We start from the raw sequence: 19,486 nt of genomic DNA, 5'->3' as shown, positions 1-19,486 counted from the left end.
CTATAATATTACTTATTCCAAATATATATACAATCATTACATTTATGTACTGTATCATATTTATTTGCCTCGGCAATGTTACTATCAACGCCACTCTCTCACCTATATTGCTTGAACTTCTAAAAAGTATATATACAAATATTATGATTGGCAATGCTCCACAAAACATAATTGCACCTGAGCTTACACTTACAAATGATTCTCTTTTAAATATTTTTTCCCTTACCTCTGATATATGATAATTTATACTCTCTTTCCAAACATTTAAATTATACTTATTCCCACAGACCAAGGTATCAAACCCAAACAGTACTATACTATTTAATTTTATTCCGGACTTTTGTAATATGTCTGAAAGTAAATCGGACTTCTTTCTAAAAGCAGCAATAAGCAACAGTACAACAGCAAATGTAAGTAAATAGACCGGAATAAATTTAACATCTATCGCTATTGATAATACTAAAACATTAAACATTATATTCATTAGGGTAAGTACTACATCAAGCATATAATCACAGCTATATGTAACAACATTCCATACTTCATTGTTAAATACAGATTTTCTATCACTGTACAAACTCTTATCTTTCATAATATATGGACTGTTATAAATTTTTCTTTCAAAAACTTCTAAATATCTTTCAAAAACTCTGTACTTTACCAGTTCTATAAAATATTGGTATCCAAATCTTGGTATAAACACTGCCAATAGCGAGACCACCAACACAAAAGACCAAAAAATCAATGTATTACTGTCCCCACCGGATAAAGCTCTACCAAGTTCTACTGTTGAAACAGTCGATAATGCTACCAAACCTTGTTCTATTGTGCAAAATATAAGTACTATAAGTGAATACCTGTTAACATAACCTGACATTTTCATATACCCTAGGTAATACTATTGTTTCAATAAATTTTTTAAATATATTACGCTCATTATCACAAAGTCTCTCTCCCTTAGCTTCTCTTTGTAAGATTATCAAATTTTTTCATAAATATCAATATTTATTATGACATATGTATTGAAAGTTTATTTAATATATATAGTATTTTTTACTATTATAATAACCATAATACTTCTACTTAAATTACCCACGCAATAATATCTAAATTAGTCAAGCTTTTCACCACAGGGGTATTTTAAATATTAATTTTGGCTCTTGTAAAACCGAAAAAATTGGACTATAATACGAAAAATGATTTTTGTAAAGGAGATTTATGAGACATCTTTTAAACCCGTTAGATTTTTCTGTTGAAGAAACTGATAAACTTTTGGATCTTGCCATTGATATTGAGAACAATAGGGATAAGTATTCCAAAATTTGTGAAGGAAAAAAATTAGCAACTTTATTTTATGAGCCAAGCACACGAACCCGACTTTCATTTGAAGCCGCCATGCTTAATTTGGGAGGTAGCGTACTTGGCTTTCATTCTGCCGACTCATCATCTGCCGCAAAGGGAGAAAGCGTTGCAGATACCATCAGAGTAATTTCTTCATATGCAGATATAGCAGCAATGCGTCACCCGAAGGAAGGCGCACCCCTTGTTGCAAGCAAGTTCTCTTCTATACCTGTAATTAATGCAGGAGACGGCGGACACCAACATCCCACACAAACTCTTACAGACCTTTTGACAATAAAGAGAATGAAGGGAAACATCAAAAATCTTACAGTAGGACTTTGTGGTGATCTTAAGTTCGGTAGAACTGTTCACTCACTTATCAATGCTCTTATAAGGTATCAGAATATAAAGTTTGTCCTTATTTCTCCGGAAGAACTTAGAGTTCCAGACTATATCAGAGATGATGTACTTAGGGCAAATAATATTGAGTTTAGTGAGGTTACAAGTCTTGATGAGGCTATGCCACAGCTTGATATACTTTATATGACAAGAGTTCAAAAAGAGCGTTTCTTTAACGAAGAGGATTATATTCGTTTGAAGGACACCTATATTTTGGATAAGCAAAAACTTAAACATGCTAAGAAGGATATGTATATACTACATCCGCTTCCAAGAGTAAATGAAATCAGCGTGGAGGTGGATAATGACCCCAGAGCCGCATACTTTAAGCAGGCACAGTTTGGTGTATATGTAAGAATGGCTTTGATTCTCACTCTTTTGGAGGTAATATAATGTTAAATATCAGCGGATTAAATGAAGGTGTAGTACTTGACCATATAAAAGCGGGAAAGAGCCTTGATATATATTATAACTTAGGCCTTGACAAACTGGATATTCAGGTGGCAATCATAAAGAATGCCAAATCAAAGAAAATGGGCAAAAAAGATATTATAAAAATCGAAGGCAATGTTCTTGATTTGATTGACTTTGATGTTATAGGGTATATTGATCACAATATTACTATAAATATAATAAAGGACAATGCAATAGTCGAAAAAAGAACTGTTTCACTTCCTGAGAAAATAACCGATATCATTAAATGCAAGAACCCAAGATGTATCACATCTATAGAGCAGGAGTTGCCGCATATATTCTATCTTTCAGACAAAGAAAATGAGGTATACCGCTGTATTTACTGTGATGAAAAAAGAAAAAAGAAAAGATAATTTGCTATTGGGGTGGGATACAATAACCCACCCTGATTTTATAATGTACTACAAATATATTATCTTATTGGCTACATTTTCTACAAATCTTCTGTCATGTTCTACAAGCACCAATGTGGGCTTTGACTCTTTTATAATTTCCTCAATCTGTATTCTTGAAATTACATCTATATAATTAAGCGGTTCATCCCATATAAATAAATGGGCAGGTTTTGACAGACTTATAGATAACAAAACCTTCTTTTTTTGTCCGTCGCTGTAATTTTGCATATCCGTCTCAAATAATTCTCTTGAAAAACCCAACTTTCTAAGAATGGTTTTACATAATGTTTCATCAGCCTCCATATTTTTAATATATTGAACAAGACTGCCATGTAAATCAGAAGTATTTTGAGGAATATAGGATATCTTAAGATTACTTGACGGTTTTATTTCTCCGCTGTAGTTATTATTTAAACCCGATAAAATTTTAATCAAAGTGGATTTTCCACTACCGTTTTTACCATATACAGCCAGTATATCTCCCTGCTTTATTTCAAAACTCAGACTCCATAATATCTGCTTTTCCCCATAATATGCCGATAAATTGCTGACTGAGATTAGAGTATCTTTATGATGCTGTAAGCAATTAATCAATAAGCTTTCCTTTGTATCAATATCTTTTAATAATTTTTGTTTTGCTTCTATTGCCTTATTTTGCCTGTTTTCCAGATTTTTAGATTTCTTCATCATCTTTGCCGACTGATGCCCGATATATCCCTTATCAGGCTTTACACCTGATACCTTTACACCCTTTTTTGTTTTTTCGATTTTGTCCGACCAACTCTTGCTCTGCTTAGATGCTTCCCTTAATCTCTTAATATCTTTTTTTAATCTTTCATTTTGGGTGATTTCAAAACTGTCTTTCATCATTTTATTTTCATACCATGATGTAAAATTTCCGGCTTGAACATCAATAGAGCTTCTATTGATAGAAATAACATGATTGATACATCCATCCAAAAAATCTCTATCATGCGATATAAGCAAAAATCCTTTTTTACTCTTTAAATATTCACTGACAATTTTTCTGCCTTCAATGTCCAAATGATTTGTAGGCTCATCAATAAGCAAGAAATCCTTTTCATTTGTAAATAAAACAGCCAGTAGAATTTTTGTCTGCTCCCCTTTAGACAAGGTTTCAAACTCTCTGTATATAAGGGATTCATCTATATCTAATAAATTAAGCTCCCGCAAAAATCTCCACTCTTTGACATCTTTTGTCAGCTCCTTAAATAATTCTATGACAGTTTTTGATGTATCCGATATATCAGGCGGAAATTTAATAAATTCCACACTTTTACTTATTTCCCCTTGATACTCCTCCTCTCCCAAAAGTAATCTGAACAGAGTTGATTTTCCAATCCCGTTCCTGCCTATTAAACCTGTTTTCCAGTTTGTATCAAAATAAAATGTGACTTCCTCAAATATCGGATTTACATATCCGTAATACGAAAAAGTTAGATTTTCAATTTTAATTACCGACATACAATCACCCCCTTTAAAGATTTTACCTGCTTAATATTATACTATTGTCAGATTTTATTTTCTATACTCCTTACTACTTAAAAACAGTATAAAAAATACCGGATTGACCTTCCAATCCGGCATCTTTATTTATACCAATATAGCCTTCTTTATTTCCACTTTTTCCGGAAGACCTTTTATCTCTCTTAGAATTTTCATGAACTCTTTGCCTGTTATAGTTTCTTTTTTGATAAGAAATTCCGCCAGTTTATCCATTACAGCTCTGTTTTCACTGAGGATCCTGATTGCTTCATCATAGCTGTTTTTTAAAATTCTCATTACTTCATTATCTATTTCGGTAGCTGTAGTATCACCGCAGTCAAGTACCGCCCTGCCTGACAGGTATTGATTTTCAACCTTTGCAAGACCGATAAGACCGAATCTCTCACTCATTCCATACTGTGTTACCATTGCTCTGGCAATAGAAGTAGCCTTCTCAATATCATTTGAAGCACCTGTGGTCACAGAATCAAAAACTATTTCCTCTGCGGCTCTACCGCCCAATGTGCTTACAAGCATATCCTCAAGTTCTTTTTGTGACTTCAGATATGTCTCTTCCTCAGGCACATACATTACATAGCCCAAAGCACCCATAGTTCTCGGTACAATGGTAATCTTTTGAACAGGCTCGGAGTTTTTTTGTAATGCCGAGATAAGAGCATGTCCTACCTCATGATATGATACAATCCTTCTCTCTTCCTGATTAAGTACTCTGTCCTTTTTCTCCTTACCGACAAGTACCACTTCTACAGCCTCAAAAAGGTCTTTTTGCTTTACAGCCCTTCTCCCTTTTTTTACAGCTAAGATTGCGGCCTCATTTATCATATTTGCAAGGTCGGAACCCACTGCACCTGATGTGGCAAGTCCGATAGCCTCAAGGTCTACAGAGTCATCCATCAGTACATCCTTTGAATGTACTTTCAATATAGCAACTCTGCCTTTAAGATCAGGTCTTTCTACAATCACCCTTCTGTCAAATCTTCCCGGACGAAGCAGTGCAGGGTCAAGTATCTCAGGTCTGTTTGTAGCCCCCAGTACTATAAGTCCCTTAGAAGAATCAAAGCCGTCCATCTCGGAAAGAAGCTGATTTAGAGTCTGTTCTCTTTCATCATTTCCTCCCCCCATTCTTGAGTCTCTGCTTTTTCCTATTGCATCTATCTCATCTATGAAGATGATGGCAGGTGCCGCCGCCTGTGCCTGTTTAAATAAATCTCTTACCCTTGAAGCACCTACGCCGACAAACATCTCAACGAAGTCTGATCCTGACAGTGAAAAGAAAGGTACATCCGCTTCACCGGCTACAGCCTTTGCAAGCAATGTCTTTCCTGTTCCGGGAGGTCCTACCAAAAGAGCACCCTTTGGAAGCTTGGCTCCAATCTTGGTATATTTCTCAGGATTGTGCAAAAAATCAACTATCTCAGTTAATGATTCCTTTGCCTCATCTTCACCTGCCACATCTTTGAATGTGACTCCTGTTTCCTTTTGAACATATACCTTTGCATTGCTCTTTCCCACTCCCATGAATCCGCCGCCACCCATTCTCTTCATCAAGAAATTCATCATCAGCACAAAGAATATAAATGGCAGTATAAAGCTTAAGAATGATAATATTGCGGAGGTGGTCTCAAATCTTTCCATAGTGGCAGGTACATGGGCGGCATAAAGTCTGTCCACTAATGTATCGTCCTCTATTCTGACAGTTTTATAAACTGTCAAAGATGAGTAATCAGACAGGTTAGGCTTAACCTTTATTTCAATGCTGTTTGCCATAACCTTTACCGATTCCACCTTGCCGTCATTCACCATTTGCATAAACTCGGTATAAGGTACCTCTTTTGTAGTGGCACTCTTTAACCTGTTTGATAATAAGCTCACTGCAAAAAATGTAATGGCGGCCGCAATTATAAGTATAATTATCGTCCTGTTATTAAGGCCATTGGATTCATTTTTATTTTTTTTATCCATACACTTCCTTTCTATTTTATTTTGCTCTTATTATAATTTATAAGAGAACCTGCCTCTACAATGGATTTTTCGGCATCAGTCATTTCAGCGATGCTTAAGCTGATTTCTTTTATATTTTCACCTATTATATAGGCAGGAATTTTTGACATATCACCCCTTAGATGAGACTTGATATTGGGAACGAAGATATAATCTCCCACTTCAAAATCAGGTTTATCATCTAAAAGGAACGGTAACATACCCCAGTTAATAACATTTGAACGATATCTCTTTGTAGCATACTCTTTTGCAATATTTGCAAGTCCTCCTATTACTCTTTGACAACTTGCAGCCTGCTCTCTTGCAGAACCGTCACCGGGCTTCTTAGCATAAATCATGCTGCCTATCTCCGTATCATTTGCAACTATATTTGAGAAGCCGTCAATTGTCCTTATCTTATCAAACACATAGGTCAATTCGGCATTATCTTTTAAAATGTCCTCTCCATTTCTTCTGGCTTTCTCAATAATATCCACCTGCTTGCTTCTGCCTACATACTCAGGATCTCTTCTTGAAAGTGTAAACTCTGCAAGCCCAAGAGGATTTGATCTGTATGAGGATGTCTCACCTGAAGGTATAAGTTCATCTGTAGTTGTTACTTCATCAAGTATCTTTGAGCATACTTTTAGAAGTATATTGTCTGTAAGTGCAGTCATCTGCGGCCAATCCTTAATATTCGGACCGTATATAAGCTCACTGTCCTTATTTGTATTACCAAATCCGTTGTAAACTCTGTTTTTATATATTGTATCATCATAACGGTATTCAGGTACTGTATAATCATCCGCAAACTCTGTAGCGGGAGTCAAAATACCCTTATTTCTTGCAGTTGCCGCAACCGATCTTGCATCCATAAGTGCTACTGCGGACATCTGTCCGGAACCCGGTTTTGAACCCTCTCTGTTCGGAAAGTTTCTTGTAGTATGCCTTATAGATAATCCGTTGTTGGCAGGTGTATCACCTGCACCGAAACATGGGCCGCAGAATGCAGTCTTTACTACAGCACCGCTCTCCATAAGATCGGCTACAGCACCGTTTTTTGTAGTCTCTATAAATACCGGCTGTGATGACGGATATACATTTAGATTAAATTCATCAAATCCTGTACTATGTCCTTTTAAAATATGTGCAGCCTCCATAACATTTGAATAAGTACCGCCTGCACAACCTGCTATAATACCCTGTGATACATAAAGCTTTCCGTCTGTTATCTTATCAACTAATTTTAGACCCTTTCCTGCCTCTTTGCCTATCTTTATGGCCTCAAGTTCAACCTCATGCAATAAATCTTCCAGATTTTCATTAAGTGTATCTATTTCGTAAACATTGCTTGGATGGAAAGGCAATGCAATCATCGGCTTTATTGTAGAAAGATCTACATACACCACTCCGTCATAATATGTTATATCGGCAGGCTTTAACTGCTTATACTCACTTGCTCTTCCATGAACGGTCAAATATTTCTTTGTATCTTCATCTGTCTCCCAAACGGAAGAAAGGCAGGTAGTCTCTGTAGTCATTACATCAACACCGTTTCTGTAATCTGTAGTCATAGATGCAATTCCCGGACCTACAAATTCCATTATCTTATTCTTTACATAGCCGTTTTTAAATACGGCACCTATAATTGCAAGTGCAATATCCTGTGGACCTACGCCTTTATTCGGAGCACCTGTAAGATAAACCGCTATTACTTGCGGTCTGTTTATATCATAGGTATCTTCTAAAAGCTGTTTTACAAGCTCACCGCCTCCCTCGCCTATTGCCATTGTTCCAAGTGCGCCATATCTGGTATGTGAATCAGAGCCCAGTATCATCTTGCCACAGCCTGCAAATGCTTCTCTCATATACTGATGTATTACTGCAATATGAGGAGGCACATATATTCCGCCATACTTTTTTGCAGCCGACAGCCCGAACATATGGTCATCTTCATTTATCGTTCCGCCAACCGCACAAAGTGAATTGTGACAATTTGTCAAAACATATGGCAATGGAAACTTTTCCATACCGCTTGCCTTTGCTGTCTGTATTATTCCTACAAAAGTGATATCATGTGAAGCCATGGCATCGAATTTAAGTCTGAGCTTATCCATATTTCCTGACGTATTGTGAGCTTTTAATATATTATAAGCGATGCTACCCTTTCCTGCCTCTTCTTTATTTATATCTTTTCCTGTAAAGGTTTCTAATTTTTTTATATCATTTTCTTCTATAAGAGTGTTACCGTTTATGAGGTAAGCACCTCCATTGTACAATTTAACCATATTCCCTCCTAGTTTTCCACAATAGTATATCCTATCAAAAAGTTATTTTCAAGGCTGTTAATTTTATCTTAAAAGCTAAAATGAGGGCATTGCCCTCATTTATGATATGGTTCATTATTTCTGATTCTATATGCTCTATATATCTGTTCCAATAAAATAACTCTCATAAGCTGATGTGGAAATGTCATATCGGAAAAGCTGAGACATTCATCGGCTCTGTCAAGTACATCGGCATGAAGTCCAAGTGAACCTCCTATAACAAATGTCAGATTACCCTTTGAAAGGATATCATAATTTTCCATTCTTTTTGCAAAGCTTTCTGAAGTATATTTTTTACCTTCTATTGCAAGTGCGACCACATAGCTGTTACCGATCTTTGATAAAATACGCTCAGCCTCGGTCTGTTTTATCTTATCCTCTTTTAAGGCTTTGGCATCTGCCGGAGTCTTTTCATCCTTTACCTCAATAATATTTAACTTTGCATATCTTGAGAGTCTTTTTGCATACTCATCTATGGCATCACGGTAAAACTTCTCCTTGATACCGCCTACAGCTACGATATTTATATTCATAACTATTCTTTGAAATAATATCCGACACCCCACTTGGTATGGATATACTTCGGCTCACTGGGATTGGGCTCAATCTTTTCTCTCAGCCTTCTTACATGAACATCCACAGTCCTTACATCTCCGGCTTCATGCAATTTATTGCCCCAAACAATACTTAAAAGCTGCTCTCTGGAATACACCTTATCAGGATTTTGAGTAAGTAACTCTAAAATATCAAACTCCTTTGCAGTGAGGTTAATCTCCTTATCTTTTTCAAATACTCTTCTGCTGTCAAGGTCAAGTTTCAAATCCGATATCTCTATTATTCTTTCATTTTTATCAACAGACTTTGACTTCTTTGAATTTCTTCTTATTATAGCCTTTATCCTTGCTTTGACCTCAAGTATATTGAAAGGCTTTGTGATATAATCATCAGCACCGTACTCAAGTCCCAGTATCTTATCCATATCTGTACCCTTTGCCGTCAACATAATAATAGGCATCTCGGAAAACTCTCTTATAGCTTGACAAACTTCCATACCGTCCATCTCAGGCAACATTACATCCAAAAGCACTATATCATATTCCTTTTCTTTAGCCATTTTTAAAGCTTCTTTGCCGTCATAAGCAACATCTACCTCATAATCATCCTGTTCCAAGCTGAACTTGATTCCTTTGACTATTAATTTTTCATCATCTACAACAAGTGCCTTATTCATCATTAACTCCTAATTTGTACAAATCTTATCTTTAATCTTATTAAATGCCGCCTCTTTTATTCCGGATATATTCATTATATCTTCAGGAGATGAAAAAGTTTTTGACTTTCTATATTCTATAATAGAATCGGCCTTTCTCTCCCCTATACCCGGCAAACTCATCAGTTCTTCTTTGGTCGCAGTATTTATATTTACAAGTACTATGCCCTGTGAATCACTTACCTCCTCTGTGGATAATTGAAATTTTGCACTCTCAACCTCATCCACACCCGGAATAACTATATGTTCGCCACCCTCAAGTTTTTTGGCTAAGTTTACATAATCCTTACAGGCTCCCTCACTGAAACCGCCTGCCATCTTGACAGCTTCGTTTATAATGGAACCTTTTTTCAATGTATACACATCCGGATTATTTACATGTCCTGAAACAAATACATCAATATATTCTTCTACAGCAGTACTTTCAGATACACTCTCTTTTAAAGAGGTTTCACTGCTCTCAATTACTATAGAGGTTTCTATATCCGCCTTGTTAAACTCAATATCACTTTTGCCGCTACAAGCTGTCAAAAATAAAAATATTATTAAAAAAACCTTTTTCATAGCTCTCCTTTCAGACAGCCATGTAAGTATATTTCTATTCTAACAAATTAAAAGTTAAAAACAAGTATCTAAAATATTAAGAAATTATTTCACAATCCAACTTATTTTTTGCCGCAATTACAAGATGCTCGGCAAGCACAGATGTAGTCACTGCACCGACTCCCTTTGGAACAGGTGTGACCATAGAAGCATTTGTTACATTTGAAAGATCCACATCACCACAAATCTTACCGTCTACAAAGTTGATTCCGACATCAATTACTGTTGCATTATCTCCAATATAATCCTCATTTATCATCTTTGCTTTTCCTATAGCCACTATCAATACATCAGCTTTTTTACAAATTTCTTTCAGATTTTCGGTTTTTGAATGACAGATTGTAACTGTGGCATTTTTACTAAGTGCCATCATCGCTACAGGTTTACCGATGACCATACTTCTGCCTACTATGACAACATTCTTGCCTTCAAGTTCTATATTATTGCTCTCAATAATCTTCATTACAGCCTTTGCGGTACATGGTGCAAAGCCGTCTTTCTCACCGGCAAAAATCTTTGCTATATTCTTATATGATATGCCGTCAAGGTCTTTTTTTTCATCAAGTTCATCAATGACCTTTTTTTCATCTATATGCTTCGGAAGCGGTCTAAAAAGAAGTATTCCGTCAATATTTTTATCATCATTTATCTTTTTAAACTCAATTAAAAACTCATCTGATGAAATACTTTCATCAAACTCAAATACCTCGGTATTTAATGAAAGCGATTCCATCTTCTTGACGGCACCCTTTTCATATGAGAGGTCGGCCGGACTTACTCCGATTCTTACTATTCCAAGAGTGGGTGTATATCCGTTTAAACTTTTACACATACTTTCAATTTCTTCTTTTATTATATTTGCAGTGTCCGCTCCATACAGTAAAATCATAAAAGTACCTCCAAAACTTCTCTGTAGACAGTATCGGCTTTCTCCATAGTATTTTCAAGCAGTTCACTTGCCTCATCTAAAAGTTCTCCTGCAAGCTTTTTATCTTTCATATATTTCAGATTGATGACCACATTCATCATAGCACCGCTTACCGCACTTCTAAGCAGGCTTACCGCCACTCCGGCATCTGAAACTGCAAGCTTTGAACCGTTCTTTGCCAGAAATTTAATATCATCCAACATTCCTCTTGCTTCTTTCATCACTTCAAGCGGTATCATAGCAGCGTCAAGCAACAGCTTTTCCATGTTCTTTTCATGCTCCGACTTTTCTTTTTCATCCTTCGGTTTAAATCCGTAAGCTTGTGACAGGGGGTAAAAGACCTCTGCATCCTTGTCGGCCAGTTTTAAAAAGCTGTCTATATGAGAATTCATACTTTCAAGTATTTTCTTTACATCATCTTCTACCGCCATATAACTTTTTTTACCTACAGTCAAATTACAAACCATACTTGAGAGTGCAGCTGATAACGCACCTGCAACGGCACTTGCTCCTCCACCTCCGGGAATCGGTGCCTTTGATGCCACTTCTTTTAAATAGTCATCTATTTTGTAACTTCCTGTATTCATTATGCCCATCCTTTCCATATATCAGGTGTATATCCGACAGTAGCTTCTTTACCGTTTCTTACTATAGGAAGCTTAAGTACCTGCTGATTTTCTAAAATCTTCGGGATCTTATCCTCAGGCAATAAATACTTTATCAAGGTTAAAGTTTCACTGTCCTTGCACTTTTCGTCAAGCATATTTTCATATCCGCCCACCGCCTGCATAACTGAGTTAAACTCTCCTTTTGAGAGTCCTTTCTCCTTCATGTCCACAAGTTGAAACTTTATATTTCTTTCCTTAAAAAATCTGACAGCCTTCTTGGTATCTGAAGACTTATTGGTACCAAATATCTGTATATTCATATATTCTCCACAACAATTTTTAATTAAGAAAGACCCTTATTGGGGTCTTGTCCTTATCTTTTTCTTATTTAACCACAAAATCAGTCCTATATATGCTGCATATATAAGTCTAAGTCTGCCTTTAAATGAAATATCCGCTTCTATAATCTCATCATAAAACATAGGTATGATTTTAAAATCATCCTTATACAGCGGATAAAATATTGCAAAAATTTCAAGCACCTGACCTGTAACAGAAGGATCATCAAAACCGAACTTAAAATATCCCTCAATCTTTTTCGGCAGTACATGGTCTATCAGTTTTTTTATCTTTTCAAGCATTTTGGCAAAAATATACTTATTGTCATCATTTGTAATTATATAGTGAATATCCTTAATCTTATCCGAAATCTTTTCAAGCAAACTCTTAGATTTCTTATCCGCCTTTTTATTTTTGGCTTTTCTTATCGCTTTTGAATGCTTTTTTTCCTGCTTGTCAAGTTCGGCTGCCTTTGCATAGTCTGAAGTTTTATCTTTACTCTTAAACTTTCCTGCCTTGACTTCTTTTAATTTATCACCTTTTTTATAAAAAGTACTCTGTAATAAACCCTTTTTTGAACTTTCTTTTTCTGAAGTATCTTTACCGCCTCTGTTATCCGGTGCCGATATATTTTCATCTTGTGGTTCTTCCTTATTGGAAAATATTGTAAAAAACCAAGCCACCTTTGCACTTATATCAAGCTCATCCTTAAACTTAAGTGAGATATTTAAGAATTTAAAAAACCATGTGACACTCAAATCTATATCAGGCACTTCTTTAAAACATATCTTACCCCTATATCTTACCGGTATAAAAAGTACCGTCAATACAATAATCAAAGCGAGGGCAATCAGAATAAGGATAATAATACCGATAACTTTTAATATAGTAAGTAATATACCTATCATCCTTCCTCCGCTTTTAAAAAACTATGATATTCAAAATCATGCCTTTTTTTATAGGTATCTTCAACTATTTTTGAAATAAGCTCAATTCCTGATTTTTTTCCTAAGGCAAGCCCCACTATACAGGCACCCGTATCCTTATAATTGTTTAAAAAAATAGCATTGTGCAATAGTGTAAGCTTGTCTTCTCCCTCAAGAAATACAACCAGATATAATAAAAACGATGTCTTATTAAACTTTAAGGCTCTTATATATTTTCTATAACCTTTCTTTATATCAGATGAAAGATATAAGTTTTTTGAAAATACCATATCTACCTCACTGTAAAATATAATTTCCTAAGAAAAATACTCCAAAATACATTTTCTAAGAAGCCCAAGTGCAGAGATAACGGTCTGTTCTCTGACATTTGCTCTGTCACCCGAAAATCTGAACTCTTCTACATGAACTTTATTCTTTACACATACACCGATATATACAAGGCCTACAGGCTTTTCATCAGTGCCGCCGTCAGGTCCTGCAATACCCGTTACCGAAATACTTACATCACTGTCAGCTTCAAGAGCTGCACCAAGTGCCATCTCTCTGGCAGTCTGTGCACTGACTGCACCATATTTTTTAAGTGTCGCCTTATTTACACCTAAAGTTTTTCTCTTAGCCTTATTTGTATATGTAATAAATCCCTCTTTGTATACATCTGATACTCCCGGAACATTGATTATCCTTCCTGCCAAAAGTCCGCCTGTACATGACTCTGCGGTAGATATGGTAAGTTCATTTTTTTCGAGCAAACTTACCACACTCATTTCAAGGGATTTCTTCTCCTTTGTAGAATAAATGTAGCTTCCAAGTCTTTTCTTTATCTCCTTTGACACCGGTCTGAGGATATCCTTTGCATCTTCTTCAGTGTCGGCATCTGCTGTAAGTATTATATAAGTCTTAGAATCAAAAGGCTTTATTTCAATATCCAAATCTTCATTGTCCATTAAGTCTGAAATATCGGCTCTTATTTCCTTCTCGGTTATTCCAATGAGCTTTATAGTCTTATTTCTTGTAACAGTATCCATTTTGTCTCCTTTATAAATACATCTATTTACTACTCATTATAACACTCTTATTCTTAATAATATACTCACATAATGAAAATACTGTAAGGAAAAGCATTAGTACGATAAAAATATTTGTTACAATACTTAGTTGCGGCAGATTAACAATAAGCAAAATAACTGTAATCATCTGAACAACTGTCTTTAACTTGCCTGACATTGCCGCCGCAATCACTACGCCGTTATCTGATGCTACAAGTCTGATACCGCTTATAATAAACTCTCTTGCTATAACTATCAATACTGTTACAGAGCTTAACTGCCTCAGTTCCACAAAGCAAATAAGTCCTGAACATACAAGTACCTTATCAGCGAGCGGATCCATAAATTTGCCGAAGTCCGTAATCAGATTGTATTTTCTTGCAATCATACCGTCCAAGGTATCTGTAATTGCTGCAACGGCAAATATGACCAAGGCAACAATTCTAAAATTATAGTCTTCTCCGGCTTTATATAACAGACTTGCTACAAAAAAAGGTATTAACAATACTCTCAAAACTGTCAACTTGTTTGGCAAATTCATAGTGCATCTCCTATTAAATCATACTCGGATGAACCGGTAATAAGCACATCACAGAAATCTCCGGACATATACTCTCTTTCAGTATTTACAAATACATATCCGTCCACACCCGGCACATCCATATATGTTCTTCCTATATATACATTCTCATCGGGAAGTTTGCCTTCAATAAGTACCCTAAATGTCTTTCCGACTTTTCTTTCAAGATTCTTTTCTGAGATTTCCTGCTGAACTCTCATAATCCTGTCTCTTCTGGCCTCTTTTTCTTTCTCATCTATCTGATTATCAAAGCCTGCCGCCACTGTGCCTTCCTCTTCACTGTATGTAAAGACTCCAAGCCTTTCAAACTTCATCTGCTTTATAAATTCAATCACAGTATCAACATCTTCAACGGTTTCTCCCGGAAAACCTGCAATAATTGTAGTTCTAAGTGTAATATCGGGGATATTATTTCTAAGCCTGCCTATAATATTTACCAAATCATCATATGTGGTTCTTCTTGCCATTCTCCTAAGAATATTGTCGGAAGCATGCTGTATCGGAATATCCAAATATTTGCAGACCTTATCCTCACTTGCTATCACATCTATAAGTTCATCCGTAATCTCTTCAGGGTAACAATAGAGTATTCTAATCCACTCAATACCTTCTATCTTAGCCAATTCCTTTAAAAGCTTCGGCAATGTCTTCTTACCGTAGATATCAACACCATATAGTGTAGTCTCCTGTGCCACCAAAATAAGTTCCTTGATTCCTTGTGTCGCAAGATCCTTTGCCTGTGCAATAAGGTCATCAAGCGGATAGCTTCTGTAATTTCCTCGAAGTGAAGGTATAATACAGTAGGTACAATTTTTATTACATCCTTCTGCAATCTTTAGATATGCATAGTATCCGCCTGTAGAATTCTTTCTCTTTTTTGAAATAGACGGCAATCTGTCAAGATCTAAGAATTCATTTTTTATCTCACCGCCCAGTACTTCCTCCACGGTTTCTACAATCTTGTCAAAGCTTGAAGTACCAAGCAGTGCATCTACCTCAGGAATTTCCTTTATTATTTCATCCTTATATCTTTGTGCAAGGCAGCCGGTCACTATAAGTGCTTTCAAATTTCCGACTTCCTTCAGTTTGGATGCCTCCAAGATAGCATTGATACTCTCCTCCTTTGCAGACTGTATAAAGCCACAGGTATTGATTATCATAACATCAGCTTCTTCATCAATATCTGTATACTCAAAACCTTTTTCGTTCATAAGACCCAGCATCATCTCCGAGTCCACTGTATTTTTGTCACATCCCAGTGACACCATTGACATTTTCATAAAAACCTTTCAAAAACTAATCAAAAAGCCATCATGAAAATGATGGCACTTCAAAATGATTCTTAAGCTTCGTTATTAGGATCATCATTTGTTATTCTAACTTTTTGCTCAAAAAGTTCCTCAACAGCAATAGAAAGCGGCTTCTTGCCGTCAGCCTTCACCTCAGGTATCTCACCGTCAATGATTTGTCTTGCTCTCTTTGCACTGGCAATAACTATTGAATACCTGCTCTGCACTACAGGTGCCTCACCCGGATCTACATCCGAGTTTGCAACATTGATAAGTTCACTATATGATGGGTGTAACATTTATTCTTCCTCCAAAAAAATTGTCTTTAAATCTTCTTTTATCTTTTCGATAAATTTACTGTTATCCACTTTCAGGTCACCACGACTTTTTATTATATGATCCAACTCCCCTGCCGCTTTTTCCAAATCGTCATTTATAAGTATATAGTCATATTTATTCATGCAAGCCGCTTCTAAGGTTGCCTGCTTTAATCTGGCCTTAATGTCCTTTTCACATTCAGTGCCGCGGCTGATTAATCTGTTTTTTAAGGTACGGGCATCAGGCGGTGTCACAAATATAAGCATGGCGTCAGGATACCTTTCCTTAACCTTTAATGCACCCTGTACTTCAATTTCAAGTATGACATTCTTCCCGCTCTTTCTTTGCTCTAAAACATACTCTCCCGGTGTTCCGTAGTAATTATCACAAAATGCAGCATACTCTATAAGCTTATCATCTGCAATAAGCTTTTCAAATTCTTCTTTAGTTTTAAAAAAATATTCTCTTCCCTCTGCCTCTCCTTTTCTTGGAGACCTTGTAGTAGCAGAAATTGACAAAGCATAATTATCATATTGTGACATAAGTTTTTTCATCAGAGTACCCTTCCCCGCACCTGAAAAACCTGATACAACAACTAATATTCCGTCAGCCATACTCCCTCTATTCTATGTTTTGAATCTGTTCTCTTATTTTCTCTATTTCAGTTTTTAATATTATAGCATAATCAGCTATATTTAGGTCGGTAGATTTTGAAAGAATAGTATTGGCTTCTCTGTTCATTTCCTGTGCAAGAAAATCAAGTTTTCTGCCTATGCCTGTATCCAATTTCATTTCATCATTCATAGCCTTGATATGGCTGAAAAGTCTTACAACTTCCTCATCTATACCTATCTTATCTGCAAACAAAGTTACTTCTGTGGCAATTCTGTTTTCCTCAATACTTGCTCCACTCAAAAGCTCATTTACCTTTAAGGTAAGCTTTGCCTTATACTCTTCTAAAACCTCCGGGTATCTTTTATCAATATTCTCTGTGGTATCAGCTAAAACTTTCAACTTTGAACTCATATCTGTAAATAATTTCTCACCTTCCGCTTCTCTTGTACTTAAGAATACCTTGCAAGCCTTCTTAAGTACTGTAAAGAGCCGGCTCTTTATTTCATCTTCATCAAGCTCAGGTTCATCAATGCTTATAACATCAGGAAGTTGAAGAAGATGTGATACCTTCAAATCATCTACTATCTTATACTCTTTACAAAGTTCCAAACCTATATCCAAGTATTTTTCCACTATATTTTTATTCAGATATACTCCGCCCGCCTTGTCCTTAAAGTCCAGATAATTTATAAAAAGATCCACTTTACCCCTTGAAACATATTCTTTTACAATATTTCTTATATCAGCTTCAAAGGGAAAAAACCTTCTTGGCATTTTTATATTTAAATCCAGATATCTGTGGTTTACAGACTTAATCTCTACAGACAATTTATAATTATCAGTTATCTCTTCGGCTCTACCAAAGCCTGTCATACTCTTTATCAATGTTTTTTTCTCCATTCAGTTTATGACATACGCTCCTGATTATACTTTTTTATTCTACACAAGTCAAGGAAGCTGTAATGAAAACAGCGGTGAGAAATAAATATTTTCTATTTTTATCCCTATCCCCCTTTTTTAACCTTTCGGCATTTTATCCACTACTGAGTTGTAAATTATTTGTGTTGTCCACTTTTTATGAGCGTATTATGCCGATTTTGAAATTTTGTGGATAACTTTCTGTTTTTTTAATATTGCATCTTCCCTTCAATCACTGTAGTGGTCAAGCCTAAATCCATTGATTTTACCGGTTTTTATATTTTATTTACCTCAAAACAAAAGCCGAAAGTGATGGATATCGTAGTATCATGTACCGAATAGCTGATAAAAAGGGTCAGTTAATAAAGCATCCTTTTTTATGCTTTATTAAGGCTATTTCCCCTCTGAGAAACTATGATGATAAACCTTCCATTCCGCTGTCTTGTACCTTGCATAAAAAAGAGAAGTAGATATTTCTCCACTTCTCCAATCAACCATGAATAGTTTAGCTTTTTACTTCCAATCCGACATTACTTTTTCTAACTCTGAAAAATTACAATTTGCTCTTCTAATAACTCCTGTTTCCTTTTGCTTCTGATATAATTTTTCCACCTTTTTCAAAACCTTTGTTTTTACCTTAAGGCAAAAAGAATATTCTTTTTCAAATAAGTCTTTGTATCTGATGTCATCAAGCTCATCAAACTCAATTCTTTCATAACAACCATTTGGTACAGGTATCATTTTCTTAATATCCAATATAGACAATATGTGCATTTTTTCTTCATCAGAGTAATATTTGTATATATCTCCATTTATAGTAATGTTATTATCAATTACTTCATAAATCAAAAAATGCTCATCAGAAACATTCTTCCATCTTTTGTGTTTTTCCTTTGCAGAAGATATTGGAATAAAATAATTATAGTTTTCTATCCCAACAATAATTCCAACAAATGGTTTAATACTGTTTCTATACGATTGGTTGTAATAAACCTCTGAATCTATTTGATTTAGATATTCAAGATAATCGGGATTTACAGTATAAAATCCATATTTAATCGCTTCTGCCATTGCCTTCTCCTAAAAAACAGAGAGGTTTCATCCTCTCTGTTCGCTTTAATGCTTCACCTTTGGGATATAGGTAGTGAGACACCTTCTTTAATGCTTCACCTTTGGGATATAGGTAGTGAGACACCTTCTTTAATGCTCCACCTTTAACGGTAGTGGGACACCTTCTTTATTTACTGGAAGTATAACATATATTTTTAGAAGTGTCAAATTAGTAAATTCCCTCACAGCGGTGATGAATAAATGTTTTATATTTTTATCCCTATTCCCCTTTTTTTACTTTCCGGCATTTTATCCACTACTGAGTTGTAAATTATTTGTGTTGTCCACTTCTTATGGGCATATTATGCCAATTTTAAAATTTTGTGGATAACTTCCTGTTTTTTTAATATTGCATCTTTCTTTCAATCACCTCCTATGATACAATAACCATGTCATTCAAGATATATTGTTGTATATCTTAAAATGTAGGATACATCTTCCTCTGTTACCTTGAGTCTGCGAAAACTTTCCG

Annotated in this window: 21 protein-coding genes; 2 read left to right on the top strand and 19 right to left on the bottom strand. The window is 35.6% G+C overall.

Going from position 1 to position 19,486, the window contains the following annotated elements; all coding sequences use genetic code 11:
- On the bottom strand, positions 1 to 877 hold an 877-nt coding region (locus HMPREF0381_RS15020; protein WP_040461265.1), incomplete at its 3' end, for a hypothetical protein.
- Positions 878 to 1,218: 341 nt separating this feature from the next.
- Between HMPREF0381_RS15020 and pyrB the strand changes: the two genes are divergently transcribed.
- Both pyrB and HMPREF0381_RS07270 read left to right on the top strand, forming a co-directional pair.
- Positions 1,219 to 2,133 carry an aspartate carbamoyltransferase gene (gene pyrB / locus HMPREF0381_RS07275; protein ID WP_008751293.1) on the top strand — a complete coding sequence of 305 codons (915 nt, stop codon included), beginning with the start codon at positions 1,219 to 1,221 and terminating at the stop codon, positions 2,131 to 2,133.
- On the top strand, positions 2,133 to 2,567 hold the full coding sequence (locus HMPREF0381_RS07270) for an aspartate carbamoyltransferase regulatory subunit (RefSeq protein ID WP_008751292.1): 435 nt from the start codon (positions 2,133 to 2,135) through the stop codon (positions 2,565 to 2,567). The genes pyrB and HMPREF0381_RS07270 overlap by 1 nt, the downstream gene beginning before the upstream one ends.
- 48 nt (positions 2,568 to 2,615) lie before the next feature.
- Here HMPREF0381_RS07270 and HMPREF0381_RS07265 read toward each other — a convergent pair whose 3' ends face one another.
- From HMPREF0381_RS07265 to HMPREF0381_RS07180, 18 genes are all read right to left on the bottom strand, one after another.
- On the bottom strand, positions 2,616 to 4,094 hold the full coding sequence (locus HMPREF0381_RS07265) for an Lsa family ABC-F type ribosomal protection protein (RefSeq protein WP_008751291.1): 1,479 nt from the start codon (positions 4,092 to 4,094) through the stop codon (positions 2,616 to 2,618).
- 129 nt (positions 4,095 to 4,223) lie between these two features.
- Positions 4,224 to 6,098 carry an ATP-dependent zinc metalloprotease FtsH gene (ftsH, locus tag HMPREF0381_RS07260; RefSeq protein ID WP_008751290.1) on the bottom strand — a complete coding sequence of 625 codons (1,875 nt, stop codon included), beginning with the start codon at positions 6,096 to 6,098 and terminating at the stop codon, positions 4,224 to 4,226.
- Between the two features lie 11 nt (positions 6,099 to 6,109).
- Positions 6,110 to 8,404 (bottom strand): hydratase, encoded by a 2,295-nt coding sequence (locus tag HMPREF0381_RS07255; RefSeq protein WP_008751289.1) that lies wholly within the window; start codon positions 8,402 to 8,404, stop codon positions 6,110 to 6,112.
- Positions 8,405 to 8,499: 95 nt separating this feature from the next.
- Positions 8,500 to 8,976: a 23S rRNA (pseudouridine(1915)-N(3))-methyltransferase RlmH gene (gene rlmH, locus HMPREF0381_RS07250; RefSeq protein WP_008751288.1), complete on the bottom strand. Its 477-nt coding sequence runs from the start codon at positions 8,974 to 8,976 to the stop codon at positions 8,500 to 8,502.
- A 2-nt stretch (positions 8,977 to 8,978) separates the two neighbouring features.
- Positions 8,979 to 9,674: a response regulator transcription factor gene (locus tag HMPREF0381_RS07245; protein WP_034773447.1), complete on the bottom strand. Its 696-nt coding sequence runs from the start codon at positions 9,672 to 9,674 to the stop codon at positions 8,979 to 8,981.
- A gap of 9 nt (positions 9,675 to 9,683) precedes the next feature.
- Entirely contained in the window at positions 9,684 to 10,277 is a 594-nt protein-coding gene (locus HMPREF0381_RS07240; RefSeq protein ID WP_008751286.1) for a helix-hairpin-helix domain-containing protein, read from the bottom strand.
- Positions 10,278 to 10,353: 76 nt separating this feature from the next.
- Entirely contained in the window at positions 10,354 to 11,205 is an 852-nt protein-coding gene (locus HMPREF0381_RS07235; RefSeq protein WP_008751285.1) for a bifunctional 5,10-methylenetetrahydrofolate dehydrogenase/5,10-methenyltetrahydrofolate cyclohydrolase, read from the bottom strand.
- On the bottom strand, positions 11,202 to 11,831 hold the full coding sequence (locus HMPREF0381_RS07230) for a cyclodeaminase/cyclohydrolase family protein (RefSeq protein ID WP_207635181.1): 630 nt from the start codon (positions 11,829 to 11,831) through the stop codon (positions 11,202 to 11,204). The genes HMPREF0381_RS07235 and HMPREF0381_RS07230 overlap by 4 nt, the downstream gene beginning before the upstream one ends.
- On the bottom strand, positions 11,831 to 12,172 hold the full coding sequence (locus tag HMPREF0381_RS07225) for an arsenate reductase family protein (RefSeq protein WP_008751283.1): 342 nt from the start codon (positions 12,170 to 12,172) through the stop codon (positions 11,831 to 11,833). The genes HMPREF0381_RS07230 and HMPREF0381_RS07225 overlap by 1 nt, the downstream gene beginning before the upstream one ends.
- A gap of 36 nt (positions 12,173 to 12,208) precedes the next feature.
- Positions 12,209 to 13,099 carry a hypothetical protein gene (locus HMPREF0381_RS07220; protein ID WP_008751282.1) on the bottom strand — a complete coding sequence of 297 codons (891 nt, stop codon included), beginning with the start codon at positions 13,097 to 13,099 and terminating at the stop codon, positions 12,209 to 12,211.
- On the bottom strand, positions 13,096 to 13,407 hold the full coding sequence (locus HMPREF0381_RS07215) for a hypothetical protein (protein ID WP_008751281.1): 312 nt from the start codon (positions 13,405 to 13,407) through the stop codon (positions 13,096 to 13,098). The genes HMPREF0381_RS07220 and HMPREF0381_RS07215 overlap by 4 nt, the downstream gene beginning before the upstream one ends.
- Before the next feature lie 27 nt (positions 13,408 to 13,434).
- Positions 13,435 to 14,163 carry a nicotinamide-nucleotide amidohydrolase family protein gene (locus HMPREF0381_RS07210; RefSeq protein WP_008751280.1) on the bottom strand — a complete coding sequence of 243 codons (729 nt, stop codon included), beginning with the start codon at positions 14,161 to 14,163 and terminating at the stop codon, positions 13,435 to 13,437.
- A gap of 22 nt (positions 14,164 to 14,185) precedes the next feature.
- Positions 14,186 to 14,725, bottom strand: coding sequence for a CDP-diacylglycerol--glycerol-3-phosphate 3-phosphatidyltransferase (pgsA, locus tag HMPREF0381_RS07205; RefSeq protein ID WP_008751279.1), 540 nt, complete (start codon positions 14,723 to 14,725; stop codon positions 14,186 to 14,188).
- Positions 14,722 to 16,044, bottom strand: a complete 1,323-nt coding sequence (gene rimO / locus HMPREF0381_RS07200) for a 30S ribosomal protein S12 methylthiotransferase RimO (RefSeq protein WP_008751278.1) — start codon at positions 16,042 to 16,044, stop codon at positions 14,722 to 14,724. Before rimO ends, pgsA begins: the two co-directional genes overlap by 4 nt.
- Positions 16,045 to 16,106: 62 nt before the next feature.
- Positions 16,107 to 16,352 (bottom strand): DNA-directed RNA polymerase subunit omega, encoded by a 246-nt coding sequence (gene rpoZ, locus HMPREF0381_RS07195; RefSeq protein ID WP_008751277.1) that lies wholly within the window; start codon positions 16,350 to 16,352, stop codon positions 16,107 to 16,109.
- Positions 16,353 to 16,985, bottom strand: a complete 633-nt coding sequence (gmk, locus tag HMPREF0381_RS07190; RefSeq protein ID WP_008751276.1) for a guanylate kinase — start codon at positions 16,983 to 16,985, stop codon at positions 16,353 to 16,355.
- 7 nt (positions 16,986 to 16,992) lie between these two features.
- Positions 16,993 to 17,871 carry a YicC/YloC family endoribonuclease gene (locus HMPREF0381_RS07185; RefSeq protein ID WP_040461770.1) on the bottom strand — a complete coding sequence of 293 codons (879 nt, stop codon included), beginning with the start codon at positions 17,869 to 17,871 and terminating at the stop codon, positions 16,993 to 16,995.
- Positions 17,872 to 18,417: 546 nt separating this feature from the next.
- Complete coding sequence (locus tag HMPREF0381_RS07180; RefSeq protein WP_008751273.1) at positions 18,418 to 18,975, bottom strand: type III toxin-antitoxin system ToxN/AbiQ family toxin; 558 nt, start codon at positions 18,973 to 18,975, stop codon at positions 18,418 to 18,420.
- Between the last annotated feature and the right edge of the window lie 511 nt (positions 18,976 to 19,486).

The organism is Lachnoanaerobaculum saburreum DSM 3986, assembly GCF_000185385.1.
GTDB lineage: Bacteria > Bacillota > Clostridia > Lachnospirales > Lachnospiraceae > Lachnoanaerobaculum > Lachnoanaerobaculum saburreum.
The sequence above is the reverse complement of the archived record's forward strand: the minus strand, read 5'-3'. Positions and strand labels throughout refer to the sequence as shown.